The sequence below is a fragment of the Marinobacter sp. B-12 genome (assembly GCF_056857915.1).
The window spans coordinates 24,819-38,565 of record NZ_JBSXOB010000038.1 but is presented as its reverse complement, the minus strand read 5'-3'; the positions used below and the strand labels follow the sequence as shown (position 1 = coordinate 38,565).

Annotated in this window: 10 protein-coding genes; 5 read left to right on the top strand and 5 right to left on the bottom strand. The window is 57.8% G+C overall.

The window, feature by feature from the left end:
• Window positions 1–176: 176 nt before the first annotated feature.
• Genes AC13D2_RS05175 through AC13D2_RS05155 form a run of 5 tightly spaced genes read right to left on the bottom strand, consistent with a single transcriptional unit; the run spans window position 177 to window position 7,219 of the window.
• Entirely contained in the window at window positions 177–1,547 is a 1,371-nt protein-coding gene (locus AC13D2_RS05175; protein WP_278366628.1) for a sigma-54-dependent transcriptional regulator, read from the bottom strand.
• Complete coding sequence (locus tag AC13D2_RS05170; RefSeq protein ID WP_482938294.1) at window positions 1,544–3,724, bottom strand: sensor histidine kinase; 2,181 nt, start codon at window positions 3,722–3,724, stop codon at window positions 1,544–1,546. Before AC13D2_RS05170 ends, AC13D2_RS05175 begins: the two co-directional genes overlap by 4 nt.
• On the bottom strand, window positions 3,711–5,729 hold the full coding sequence (locus AC13D2_RS05165; protein WP_482938293.1) for a TRAP transporter permease: 2,019 nt from the start codon (window positions 5,727–5,729) through the stop codon (window positions 3,711–3,713). Before AC13D2_RS05165 ends, AC13D2_RS05170 begins: the two co-directional genes overlap by 14 nt.
• Complete coding sequence (locus AC13D2_RS05160) at window positions 5,726–6,241, bottom strand: DUF1850 domain-containing protein (RefSeq protein WP_420389379.1); 516 nt, start codon at window positions 6,239–6,241, stop codon at window positions 5,726–5,728. Before AC13D2_RS05160 ends, AC13D2_RS05165 begins: the two co-directional genes overlap by 4 nt.
• 18 nt (window positions 6,242–6,259) lie before the next feature.
• Window positions 6,260–7,219, bottom strand: a complete 960-nt coding sequence (locus tag AC13D2_RS05155) for a TAXI family TRAP transporter solute-binding subunit (protein WP_278366623.1) — start codon at window positions 7,217–7,219, stop codon at window positions 6,260–6,262.
• 282 nt (window positions 7,220–7,501) lie between these two features.
• Here AC13D2_RS05155 and AC13D2_RS05150 point away from each other — a divergent pair, with 282 nt between their 5' ends.
• The 5 genes from AC13D2_RS05150 (at window position 7,502) to AC13D2_RS05130 (ending at window position 13,741) form a co-directional block, all read left to right on the top strand.
• On the top strand, window positions 7,502–8,167 hold the full coding sequence (locus AC13D2_RS05150) for a GntR family transcriptional regulator (RefSeq protein WP_278366622.1): 666 nt from the start codon (window positions 7,502–7,504) through the stop codon (window positions 8,165–8,167).
• A 162-nt stretch (window positions 8,168–8,329) separates the two neighbouring features.
• Window positions 8,330–9,364 (top strand): DUF6160 family protein, encoded by a 1,035-nt coding sequence (locus tag AC13D2_RS05145; RefSeq protein ID WP_278366621.1) that lies wholly within the window; start codon window positions 8,330–8,332, stop codon window positions 9,362–9,364.
• Between the two features lie 65 nt (window positions 9,365–9,429).
• Window positions 9,430–10,488, top strand: coding sequence for a lysylphosphatidylglycerol synthase transmembrane domain-containing protein (locus AC13D2_RS05140; RefSeq protein ID WP_278366620.1), 1,059 nt, complete (start codon window positions 9,430–9,432; stop codon window positions 10,486–10,488).
• Window positions 10,485–12,701, top strand: coding sequence for a glycosyltransferase (locus tag AC13D2_RS05135; RefSeq protein WP_278366618.1), 2,217 nt, complete (start codon window positions 10,485–10,487; stop codon window positions 12,699–12,701). Before AC13D2_RS05140 ends, AC13D2_RS05135 begins: the two co-directional genes overlap by 4 nt.
• 92 nt (window positions 12,702–12,793) lie before the next feature.
• Window positions 12,794–13,741, top strand: a complete 948-nt coding sequence (locus AC13D2_RS05130) for a YbgA family protein (protein WP_278366616.1) — start codon at window positions 12,794–12,796, stop codon at window positions 13,739–13,741.
• Window positions 13,742–13,747: the final 6 nt, after the last annotated feature.

Genomic DNA, 13,747 nt, shown 5'->3' with positions numbered 1-13,747 from the left:
TTGGATCTTGGCAATCGCTTATTGTTGATCGCATTATTGTTCGACAATACGACAGTCGTCAACAAAGAAATTCCAACTTTTTTGATCAACACACCACCACTCCGAGTGTCGATTACTGACAACCGGTGTGGATTCAGGGAGTTGTAAAGAATGGTTCAGGACAAACGAAGGGAGTGTCAGTCGGCAACAAACGCATCACGTTTGAGACCGTACTTCTGCATCTTTTCATTTAACGTGCGGCGGGGAAGGTCGAGCACTTCCATCACCCTTTTAATGCTGCCGTTGTGATGGCTCAACTCGGCACTGATGAGAGCCTTCTCGACCTGCTCCAGGCGGTCGCTAAGCGAGCCCTCTCCGGAAAACCCCGTCGAGCGATTGCTCTGCCCGAGTTGTAGCAGGTCCGACAACGATATGCCGCTGAAGCTGCGGGTCAGCAGATACCGTTCGGCCGTGTGTTTTAGTTCACGGACATTGCCGGGCCACTGGTGCAGCTCCAGCGCGAGAACGTCCTCGTAGTTGAGAGCGGGCACCGCCAACTGATTGCTCTTGCCCGCTTCCCGCAGGAAATGGCCGAACAGTGCCGGCACGTCATCAATGCGGTCCCGCAAGGCGGGCAGATATATGTCTGCCACCATCAGCCGGTAATAGAGGTCTTCCCGGAAGTGCCCGGCTCTGGCTGCTTCTCTCAGGTCTTCCTTGGTGGCTGAGATGATCCGAACATTGATCGGAACAGGCGCATGGGACCCCACTCGTACCACTTCCCGCTCCTGCAGCACCCTCAGCAATTTAATCTGGAACGACATCGGCATGCTTTCGATTTCGTCGAGAAACAAGGTGCCTTCATGAGCCGCTTCGAAATAGCCAATACGGCGTTTCTGGGCCCCTGTGAACGCGCCCGCTTCATGGCCAAACAATTCACTTTCAAGCAGGCTTTCGGGTATGGCCCCCACATTGATGGCGACAAACGGTTGATCTCGCCGGATGCTCAGCTGGTGAAGGCTTCTGGCGACCAGTTCTTTGCCGGTGCCGGTTTCCCCGGAAATCACCACGTCGGCATTGGCCCTCGCCAATGCCTGTATGTGTTGCCGGAGGGTTTGCGTTGGTACAGACTCACCAATAATGGCCGAGGCCAGCCACTCCCCTTCCTTCGCGGTTGAATGCTGTGGCTGGGTCGCGAGGGTAACCTGCCGTTGCTGGCAGGCACGTTTGATCAGTTCAACCAGGCGATCCTGCCGGTAGGGTTTCTCAATAAAATCAAAGGCGCCCAGCTTCATGGCTTCGACCGCCTGGGCAATACCACCATGGCCGGTAATCAGTATCACCGGTATCCCCTGGTCGATCGACTGAAGCAGGCTCATGCCGTCCATGCCAGGCATGCGGATATCGCTGACGACAACGCCGCGGAAATCGGTGGTCAACAGGGGTAACGCATCGCGGGCATCGCTGAAGGTGGTGACCTCAATGTCCGCCAGCATCAACAGCTGTTCCAGTGATTCCAGTACCGTGGGTTCGTCATCAATCACTACGGCATGCGTTATGTTTTTCAAGAATGACCCTCCCTTCTCTCGGCACTGGCGGCACTGGCGGTACTGGTGATCGGCAGGATCAGGGAAAAACAGGTCCCTTTGCCGAGACGACTGCTGACAATCAGTTCAGCGCCGATATCACAGGCCAGGCTATAGCTGATTGCCAACCCCAACCCAAGCCCCTTTCCCATTGGTTTGGTGGTAAAAAAAGGCTCGAAAACGTGTGTCAGCTGCTCATCGGTCATTCCGTGGCCATTATCTTCAATGCTCAACGAAACTTTCCGGGGCGGCCCGTCCAACTCTTCCAGTTTAATATCAATTCGGGCGTCAACCTCGCCGACGAGCGCGTCCATGGCGTTGGTCAGCAGGTTGACGACAATCTGTTCGAGCACCATCGCATTGGCCCGCACCTCGTAATCGCGGGGCAGCGACAGCCGACACTCCACCTGTTCACTGGTGAATCTCGGCGCCAACAACTCCAGAGCATACTCAACCGGAGCCTGCAACGAAACAAAGGCGCTGCCCGAGTTGCGCTTACCAGAGAAAATTCGCAGCTGACGGGACAGCTTCGACAGGCGAGCCACCAGATCCTCAATCTTGAGGAAATTGTCGTTCACCGCGTCCACCTTGTTTCTCGCCAACAACATTTGGCTGCTGGCAACGAAATTCGACAACGCCGTGAGCGGCTGGTTGATTTCGTGGGCTATCGCGGAGGACATCCTGCCCAGGGCCGCCAGCTTCTGGTTCTGCGCCAGTTCGGCCTGCGCTTCTTCCAGATCCCGTGTGCGCTCCTGAACACGTCGCTCAAGGGCCCGGTTCGCCTCCTGAAGCGCCTGCTGCGCAGTGGTCAGTTCGGTTATATCCTGAATGGTCAGTATAAACTCGTTGTGCTCTCCCACTCGAATCGGGTTGAGTGTGTATAAAATAGGAAAGCGGTTGCCATCTGAGCTGACACCCTCGGCGCGACAGGAGCCATTGCCTGTTTCTTCCGGCTGCCACGGCTGAATCAACTCCGAGGGATCTCGGAAAATGGCGTCATGACCGAGCCTGAACAGGTTTCGGGCATGTTCGTTGAGGAACAGTGGCCGGAATTGGTCATCCAGGTTGAGCAGCCCCACATCGGTGTTCTGAATGATGGCACGTTGATGCGATTCACGCTCGGCGGTCAGCCGGGCAAGTGCATTCTGGGCATGGGTGCGACGACGGCGTTCGCGATAGAACAGACTGCCTACAGCGAAGCCGGCATAGAGCAGGACAATCATGCTCTGGGACCACTGCACCTGGGCTTTGACCTCGGCCAGCGGTATCCGGTGGTGCATTCGCCATGGGTAGCCCGGGATAGGCGAACCAAACACCAGCTGGGGGCCGCCTGCATTCAGATCGAACGTGGACCAATCGCTCGATTGCCATTCGGTCACCCGTTTCAGCGGGGTGACCGGACTACTTCCGTACTGGCGGGTTTGAGCCAGCTCAGCCTTTACGCCCGCGGAGAGCGGCTGCAATGTGGAATAGTGCCACTGCGCGGCAGATGCCAGGAAGATAATTCCCCTCCTGTCCGTCACCCACACTGCGTCTCCTGATGCCTGCCAGCTCTGCTCCAGTTTCTGCAGGTCTATCTTCACCGCGATAACGCCCTGCGTCTTTCCTCCTGCGGAGTAGACCGGTGCCGACAGGAACAACCCCGGAATACCGGAGGTTGCCCCAACGGCAAAGTAGAATCCGCGAGCACCCTCCAATGCATCGCGGAAGTACGGGCGGTAACCGTAGTTCATGCCCACGAAACTGTCTTGCGTGGTGTAATTGCTGGAGAAGTGGGTGGTGCCCTCCGGATCCATCAGGAAGATTTCATCGGAGCCGGCCTCACGATTGATCTGATCCAGGAGCCGGGATATCGATACATCACCCGACAACCGCATCCCCTTACCATCAGGCGAGCCCAGGCTATTGACGATGCGCGGGTCGGAGGCGAGAACCCGTGGCAGGTACAAGTGACGATCAATCGTGGCCAGAAGGGACGTTTTGTACGCGCCCAATCGCTGCAGCGAATCAATCTTCGCCTGATTGATTTCGTACCGCATCAATGCCGGATGGGTAAAAACAAGCACCAAAACCAGCAAAAACAGCCCGACAAACAACCAGAACGGCAATGATCGAAGCGTCGGGCTGTAACGCCGTAATGGCTGACTACCTGAGGGCATAGTTTTGTTGTTCCTGGTGGCGCTGCCAGTAGTTCATGGCCAGCAACACAAGCATCGTCATGACGCCCGCAACTTCCACGTTGAAGTCAGGGTAAAACACCGCTATGACGGCGCCACTCAGCGCAATTCGCATCCATGCTTTCATGCTGGTGAAGAGGAAGCCTTCCAGCGCCGCCGCAAAGGCCGTCAGGGCGAGAATGGCAATGAATCCGTTCCACAACACCAGAGGCAGCGGCCCGCCTTCTATGATGACGGGGTTGAACACCATAAACAGCGGAATGAGGTAAAGGCCCTTCGCAAACTTCCAGGCCTGAACACTGGTTTCCATGGTTTTACTGCCTGCGATCGCCGCCCCTGCAAACGCCGCCAGCGCTACAGGCGGGGTGACATTGGAATCCTGGGAATACCAGAACACCAGAAGGTGGGCCACCAGCAACGGGATACCGAACTCGTTGGTCAACGCCGGCCCCACCAGCACGATCAGCACGATGTAGCTGGCGGTCACCGGCAGCCCCAGCCCCAGGATCAGGCTGGCAATGACCACCAGGAACAGCGCCATCAGGATGTTGCCGTCAGCAAATGCGATCATCATGGAAGAGAACTTCAGGCCCAGCCCGGTTAGGCCAACCACCGCCACCACGATGCCGGCGATGGCACAGGCAATACTGACCGGAACAGCGTTGCGCGCGCCGAGCTCCAGCCCCTGCAAAAGCTTCACGGTGCCTTCCCGACAGGCATGAGTCAGTGCTGTGCCAAGCTGGTTCTCCGCTCGGCCCTGTTTGTAAGCGACGTACAGGCCATTCAGCCCGGCGATACCAATGATACCCATCACGGCGTAAAAACCGACCCGCATCGGGGAAATACCAATGACCAACAGATACACCAACATGATGATCGGCAGCAGAAAATACCAGCCGGTGGCCATCACATCCTTGACCTGGGGAAGATCGCTGGAAGGCAGGCCCTTCATGCCCTGTTTCACCGCACAGATATGAACGAGCAGATACACCGTGGCGAAGTACAGCAGGGCCGGAAATACACTGACCTTGACGATATCCAGATACGGCACGCGGGTGTATTCCGCAATCAGGAAGGCGCCGGCGCCCATCAACGGCGGCATGATTTGCCCCCCCGTACTGGCGGCGGCTTCTATACCACCCGCCTGGGCGGGACGAAAGCCCAGTTTTTTCATCAGTGGGATCGTAAACGCGCCAGTGGTCACCACGTTCGCGATGGCGCTGCCGGAAATCGAGCCCATACTGGCCGATGCCAGCACCGCGGCCTTGGCCGGGCCGCCACGCTGACGACCGGTTGCCGCAAAGGCCAGGTCAATAAAAAAGCGACCGGCACCGGTGACTTCCAACATGGCGCCAAACAGCACAAAGATGAAAACAAACGTTGCCGCAACACCTAACGGCAAACCGAAAATGCCCTCTTGCCCCAGATACAACTGGGCACCGATACGATCCAGGGAATAACCGCGATGGTTTAGAATACCTGGTAGCCATTCCCCCAATTCCGACAGCGGTCCGCGCTGACCACTCATCGCGTAAACGATCGCAATAACACCGATCACCGTGAGGCCGGTACCTACCGCACGGCGACTTGCCTCCAGCAAGGTTATGGTGCACACCCAGGCCATGACAATATCGGTCTGGTTCCAGAACCCTGCCCGGCTGGTAATCTCGTCAAGAAACCAGACCAAGTAAAATCCAGACGCTGCTGAGGCAATCAACAGCGCGGTATCGATCAGCGCCGCTATCGGGCCACGGGGCTTACCGGGGCGCGGCCCGAATAACAGAAAACACAGCACCAGCACCAACGCAAGGTGAATACCGCGTTGATAGAATAAGCCTAGGGGCTGGATACCTGCACTGTAGAGTTGAAAGAGCGACAGGCCGATACCGACGAGCGCAACAAGCCAGAGCAGAAGCCTGGGCCCGTTCATCCGTTCAGGTTGCCAATCGCCATTGGTTTTCAGGTAGATGGCCGTTTGTTGACTCATTTGAGTTCGTTTCCTTTATCGCCTGCAGGCCGCACTCGAATCTCAACGAGTTGATCTGCCGCCAGATCGCTGAGACTGATCAGGCGCGCCCCCAATTCAATACGGTGATTCACCGAGGGGGCACCGACACGCAGCGCGAGGCGATTGTTGGGTATGGCCACCTGCATATCAACAATGCGGTAACCGTGTTTGTCATCAGACGTCAGTGTTCCACGCCCGCTCGTGTAACCAAGGCCGGCGGCAAAGTCTGGCGTGTGACTGCTGTCCAACACCAGTTGGCCCCCTTCCATCTGAAAGCAATCGGTGACCGGGAATCCCTGAACCGAGTGATTCCACACCAGGCACCACCGCCCTGCTTTAGGCAGGCCGATCTCGACCAGTGTGGTTTGGTCGGCGCCCGACACCGTCAACTGCCAGGGCGCGGAGCCCTGTGCGTTGACTACCGGGGGCAATAGCCCCCACAGCAGTATTCGCGTCAGGCAGCCGGCCAGGAAGACCATGCGCCGAGGCATGATGGTGGTAAATTCCGATTATTCGCGCAGGTGGTCCGGCACCGTGGCGCCGGCTTCCTCGTAATAACGGATCGCACCCGGGTGGAGCGGAATGGGCGTGGACTCCAGGCTGAACTCCACGGTGGTGTCGTCAGCGGCCGGATGAATCGCCCGCAGGTCTTCCACTTTTTCGAACAGCAGCTTGGTGATTTTGTAGGCAAGCTCCTCCGACATGGCGTTATTCACCGTGAGTACGTTGGGAATGCCAATCGTTGAAGTGGCCGCATCAACTCCCTCGTAGGTCCCCGCGCGCAACTGATAGGGCGCAAATACCGGCACGTCGGCCCTGGCGTTGGCGACTTCTTTCTCAGAGAGCGATACCAGAGCGATGTCGCGTGTGGTGGCAAGGCTAACAATGGAGCTCGTTGGAGGCCCCACACTCCAGAACCCGGCGTCGATGTCGCCATCGCGAATGGCATCCGCGGACTCGTTGAAGTTCAGGCCGCGAACATCGAAATCGTCGAAGCTCATACCGTTAGCTTCCAGCAGCGACTTGGCGTTAACTTCGGTACCGCTGCCGGGCGCGCCGACGGACACACGCTTGCCAGCCAGATCTGCCAACGAAGTAATACCGGAGTCCGCCAAGGTAACGATCTGAACCGCATTCGGGTAGAGCGAGGCGATGGCCAGCACATCCAGCTTATTGCCATTGAAGCGATCACCGCCGTTGTAGGCCTGATGCACAGTATCGGCCAGAGCAATGGCCAGGTCGGAATCCAGGCGATGGACCAACCCCATGTTTTCTACCGAAGCGCCTGTTACTTCAGCAACCGCGCTATAACCTTCAATATGGTTACTGATCAACTCGGCAAGCCCACCGCCCAGAGGGTAGTAGGTACCGCCGGTGCCACCAGTGGCAATGGAAAGATTCGTGTCCGCCTGTGCGGGAGACACACCGATCAGCGCGGTTGCGCCCAGAGCAAGGAATAACTTACGCATGTTTCTTACCTCGTTTTTGTTTGAATAGCGTCGGTACAGGTGATGCCCGTTGACGTCTCTACAGGATAGCAGCTTGTGTGCCAATTCTCGGAGACGCGTAAAAAGGGAGCTATGGCGCAGGCCAAAGAAAAGATAAGCAGAATTCCGCCGATTTGGCAGAACGCTGATAAGCGGAATTCCGCCTATTGGCAACTACTGATTATTCTGGCCATTAAGGTTAGTATCCGGATACGATTTCATACTGCAATCGCGGTTTTGAACCTCAGGAGTATGCATCAGTCAATGGATTTCCAGATCCCCAACACCCTCGCCGAGCAGATCGCCAACTACCTGGCAGAGCGCATCATGACCGGCCAGATAAAGCCCGGGCAACGCTTGCACGAGGCAAGCACCGCCAAGGAATTGCAGGTAAGCCGGGCGTCGGTGAAAGAGGCACTGTATACCCTGGAACGCTGGCACCTGATTGAAATCACCCCTCGTAAGGGCGCGTCGGCCACCAAACTGGATGCGGCGCATGCATCAGAGCTCTATGACGTTTATATGCATCTGTTGATCATGCTGGCCCAGCGCCTGTGTGAGCGTTGGCGGGAAGAGGACAAAACAGCCTTGTTATCGGCGGTTGGCCACGTCACTGAACAGATGCAGGGCAAAGACGCCAATATCACGGCCATTGTGGAAGCGAGCTTTGAAGTGATGGGTGTTTGCTGCCAGGTGGTGGGCAACCCCTACCTCACCGAGGCACTGACCAACTTCAAACCGGCCGTCAGCCGGGCCTACTATTTAAGCGCGGATCGATACCGGCAGGATCTGGATCGCACCGGCCGCTTCTTTACCAATCTGACGAAGGCCATCCTGGCGCGGGATTCCGATGAATCCGAAGCACTGGTGGCGGATTTCGGCGCCCATCAAAAGGCGCTGATCCAGCAGGCGTTGGCCTCTTCGGCCTGACCGGGTCTGTGACTCAACTCACAGACACCCCTCCCTATCCCGCCTATCGTAACAGTCTGTAACAAATTCATCAGTCCGCTGCGCTGGTTAGGCTGTCCCCTGCGGCTACACAACGACTGAGACCGGCCTGAAGCCGGCATAACAACAACGATCGGGGCCACCATGACACGTCGAAACGCCCGCAAGCGCCTGAAACCATTCAAACCTGCCCTGCGCAGGTTCTTTACCCTGAGCCTGACCACCAGCCTGTCGTTACCGGTAATGGCCGACTTCCGGCCTCTGGACGACAGCAGCCTGGGCAACGTTACCGGCCAGACCGGTGTCACCATCGAAATGGAAACGAAGATTGAGATGGACCGCCTGAGCTGGACGGATGAAGGCTCGCTGAACGTCAACGGTATTCGCCTGTCGGGTCAGAACGACACGGTGCTGGACAACCTCAAGCTGACGCTGGACATTGCCGGCCAGGATGAGGTGCTTGAATACGGCTTCTCCGAGATCGCCCGCCGCGCCGACGCCGGCCTTCTGGATGCCTCCAACCCGGATGTGGCCGATGCCCTCGCCCGTTATGCCGTGGGTGGGGGTTACGGCAAACAGTTCGACAGCGGAGATCTGGTGATTCACCTGGGGGCCACGGATTACGGCGATCCCTCCAGTCTTGACGACTACCTGCAGGCCGTGGATTTCGAACTGGCCGTAGACAGTGTTGAAGCGACGGGCTCCGGCGGTACCGCCAGCCTGTTCTCCAACATCATGCTGCAGGGTTATATCGGCCCTACCGATCTGGTGATTCGTAACCAGGGTAACAACACCCGGACGCTGTCCAATGGCAACGTGGTGTCGGGCTCGGAACTTCAACTGGATACCCATTTCGAGATTACCGACGGTAGCCTGGACTGGGACGCCGCCGACGTGATTCTGCTGTTCAACTTTGCCGCCGTTGGTATTGAAGGCCTGCAGATTCACAATCGTCGGGGCGATGACACCCTGGGCCACTTCGGAATGGCAAGTGCCACCGCAAAGCTTTCCCGGGGCACCAGTGCCGCCTCAGGCAAGGAGGGCCTTTCCATTCACGAAGTGGACTTCCGGGCAGACATCGATATGCCGGTGTTCAAAGTCGGTGGCACCAGTATCGGCTCCGTACAGTTCACGGATTTTGCCATCAAAAACACCACCATGATGGTGTATGGCCACTAGTAAGACACTGGACAAGCCCCCCGCCACCAACAGTAAACTGCCCGTCTCTTAACGGCGGGCAGTCCATGACCAACATCCCGGATCAAGATTATCAGCAGCGCGCGTCCTGGCGCCGGCTCACGGTATTCAGCCTGATATTCATCGCCATGACCGCCGCCGGGCTCTATGCGGTTTACGATCAGTTTGCCGGGCGCAGCGTCACCTTCGACACGCGCCTGGTTTCGCCACAAGCGCTCGCCTCCATCATTGGCCTGTTGGTCGTTTATTTCGTGTCTGACGGCCTGCGGCTGCATTTCACCCTGCGGGCGCTGGGGCACCGCCTGCCCTTCCCGGCGATTTTCCGGCTGGTGTTCATCAACCTGTTCTTCTCCAATGTGACGCCCATGGCCACCGGGGGCGGCTTTGCGCAGATCTGGTATCTCCAGCATCATGGCGTGCCGGTGGGCCGCGCCACGGCGGCCACCACCATCCGCACTGTGATCGCGGTGATCTTTATCTTTTCCCTCACGCCGGTATTCCTGCTCACGCTCAGCGCTCTGGACAATCAACCCCTGGTTGGTGAACTGGGGCCGGTGCTCGCCGTGCTGATCCTCCTGTACCTCGGCTTTTTCATGGTGGTGCTGTTCCGCACCCATTGGCTGATTGCACCATTAGGCCGGTTTCTGAGCTCACTGCGCCGGTTTCACCTGATCAGTGAACGCCGGCATCGCCGCTGGCAGTTCAAGGCCAAGCGGGAGATGATGCGATTCTCCCACAGCTTTGGCGACTACCTCAGGGGCCCCAAACGGTTCGTTGCGCTATCAGTGTTGTTCACCTTTATGTTCCTGCTTAGCCTATTCAGTTTTCCGGCGTTGCTGATCTCAACTCTGGATTACGAGGTAGACTACCTGGTGAGCACGGGACTGCTGGTGGTCACCACCTTTGTGATGTACTTTTCACCGACACCCGGTGCGTCTGGCATTTCGGAAGGGGTGTTCGGCAGTTTCTTCCGGGACATACTCACCGCCAACCACCTGGTGCTGGTAACCATCAGTTGGCGATTCATCACCATCTACCTCGGCATGCTGGCCGGCCTGGTGATACTGCAACGGGAACTGGTGAGAAACAGGAAGGCATCCGAATGAAGCGACGTCACCCGTTAAAAGTGCTGTTCTACATCAGCCTGACGATCGTTGTGCTGCTGATCGGATACAAGGCCTACCTGAACCTGTTCGCGCCGGATTTCGAGGCCCTGCACACGGAACAGGTTGCCCGTATCAATGACAAGCTCTCTGATAACGGCGGTTTCAGTTTTGCGGTTGTGGGCAATATCAATAATTCCGTGGGTGTTTTCGAGGAACGCATGATACCGGCCCTCAACCAGTCCGGCGTGGATTTCATGGTGTCCGCCGGTAACGCGGTTAGTGGCGGCGGCGAAGACAAGTACCGCGCCATCCAGGGCACACTCTCCCATCTGGAGATTCCCTACCTGCTGACCTTCGGCGAGAATGAGTACGAAAACTTCGGCAGTTACCGGTTTTACGACCACTTCGGCCCTCACTTCTTCAGCATCAAGGCGGGCGGCGCCCGCCTGATCTTCCTCGACAGCACCGGCAAGACGCCCTGGCAATGGCAAATCCGCTGGCTGAATGACCTGCTAAGCCAGGAGCGCAACCGGCTGCGCTTTCTCTTCGTTGGTCACCCACTGCTCCACCCGGATCAGGAAGCCCCTTTCGAGCAGGATGATGATTTCCTGCAACCCCCGGAATTTAGAACCGCCCTGCTGGACGCCATCGACCGCCATGATGTGGATATGGTGTTCTCCGCCAACCTCTCGCTGTATGCAGATCAGGCCGAGGGTGATACACGCTTCATCACCACCGGCGGAGCGGGTGGGCTGGTTCTGAACAACGACACCAGCTTCTACCACTACGTTCGGGTGGATGTGAGTGACGATGGTGAGATCAGCCACTCCCTGGTGCGCCTTCAGGCCAGGCAGCATCCCGTGCTGAGCACCCTGGAATCCCTGTGGTTCTTTATCTACTCGCTGTTCTATGTGGGCTACATCAACTTCATTCTGCTGGTTGCTGTGTTCGTGCTGATCAGCACCAAGCTGTACACCGCCATTTTCGTGGCGAAGGACTACTACCCGGACTACGATCTGGACCCCCAGCCCTGGCTATCGAAACCCTTGCGGGTGGCCATGTTCACCAACAACTACCTGCCGTTCATTGGCGGCGTGCCCATCTCCATCGCACGCCTGCGCAAAGGCCTGGAAACCCTGGGGGACATCATCCTCATCGTTTGCCCCCGCTATCGCGACCAACCGCCCGAGGAGGCCAACGTGGTGCGTGTGCCTTCCCTGCTGGCAATGGGGGAGAAACGGGAGTTCCGCCTTGCCAATATCTTCCTGGCAAGAATCCGCCAACAGGTGAGAGCGTTCAAACCCGACATCATCCACATTCACCACCCCATCTGGCTGGGCTCGCTGGGGCTGTTCGTGGCCCGGCGCCTGAAAGTACCGGCGGTGTACACCTACCACACCCGCCTTGAGCACTACGCCCACTTCGTGCCGCTGCCGGGCAATCTGTTCCGCAACCTGATCTCCCACGAGCTGATCAAACGCTTCGCCAACAAATGCGATGGCGTGATCGTGCCTACCTACTCCACCGAGGAGTACCTGCGGGTGATCGGCGTAAAAAGCCCCACATTCGTTCAGCCTACGGGCATTGAGTACCAAACATTTCAGGAAGTGGACGACGGTGATGTTCGCAAACTGCGGGACTCCCTGGGCATCGGCGATGAGACCGTGTTTGTCAGCGTCTCGCGGCTGTCCAACGAGAAGAACATTGATTTCATGATCGATGCCATTGAGGCGCTTCGCCGTCGCACCGACCGCCCTTTCCGGTTCCTGATGATTGGCGAAGGGCACCAACACGAACGCCTGCAGCAACGCATTGAAGAAGTGGGGCTTCAGGACTGCTTTACACTCGTCGGCTCCGTTCCGCCGGAGGATATGGCCATCTGGTATCACCTGGGCGACGCGTTCCTGTTTGCTTCCAAATCCGAAACGCAGGGCATGGTGATCCTGGAAGCCATGGCAGCCGGGTTACCAGTGGTGGCGGTGCGTTCCAGTGGCATCGAGGATGTGGTTCGCCATGGCTATAACGGCTTCAAGACGCCGGAGAAACAGGACCAGTGGTGCGACCACGTGCAGCAATTGCTGGAAGACGACACCCTGCGCCAGGAACTGGCCGACCACGCACTGGCATTCGCGGCGGACTATTCCGTCGAGCAGTTCGCCCGGGACATGCGGGAAATCTACGCCCTGACCCTGGCGCGATCCGCCTCCCGCTGAGAGCCCCATCGCGCCGCATTTAACATCGGAGATGATCGGTTTAAACTGGAAAAGCGTACTTTGAAAGTACTTTTTCGATTCGGAGACTGACAGTGACTGGCATTCCCGTTGGCATCAGCACCTGCCTGCTGGGCAAGGAAGTCCGCCATGATGGCGGGCACAAGCATTCCCGCTTCTGCACCCAGGTACTTTCCCGCCATTTCGAGTTTCGTTCCATTTGCCCCGAGCTGGAAGCCGGCCTCGGTGTACCCCGGCCCGCCATTCACCTGCGGGAATATCACAACAGCCTGAAGCTGATCGAAACCAAAGGCACGGCGGATCACACCGATGCCATGCAGGGATTTATCGACCAGATTCTACCGACCCTTGGGGACCTGCGGGGCTACATCCTGATGGCCAAATCCCCGAGCTGTGGTATGGAGCGCATCAAGGTGCACAATGAAGATGGCAACGTTACGCGCCGCGATGGCCGGGGACTGTTTGCCGAGGCACTGATTCGTCACTACCCGCTGATGCCGGTGGAAGAAGAGGGTCGCCTGAATGACGACATGCTGCGGGAAAACTTTATAGAGCGGGTGTTCGTCTACGATGACTGGATGCAGAACGTCGCCGGCGACAACCTCACTGCCCGTGCATTGATCGAGTACCATACCCGCCACAAATTCCAGCTACTGGCCCATTCCGAGAAACTCTATCGGCAGTTGGGGCCGATGCTCGGCGACCTGAAATCAGAACCGTTGAAAGACATTGCTGACCGATACATCGCGTCGTTCATGGAAGCGATGACCCAGCGGGTCAGCCGGGGCTCCCACGTGAACGCCATGCAGCACCTGATGGGCTATCTGCGGGATTCCATGGCAGACGAAGACCGGCAGGTACTGATGGAGCAGATAGACGCCTACCACCGGGGCGAAGTGCCCTTGGTAGTGCCGATGACCCTGCTGCGGATGGCCCAGCGGCGGGAGCCGGTGGACTATCTCAGCAGCCAGAAATACCTGACCCCCTACCCGGATGAGCTGGGGCTCAGGAATCGGGTTTAGGGCCGA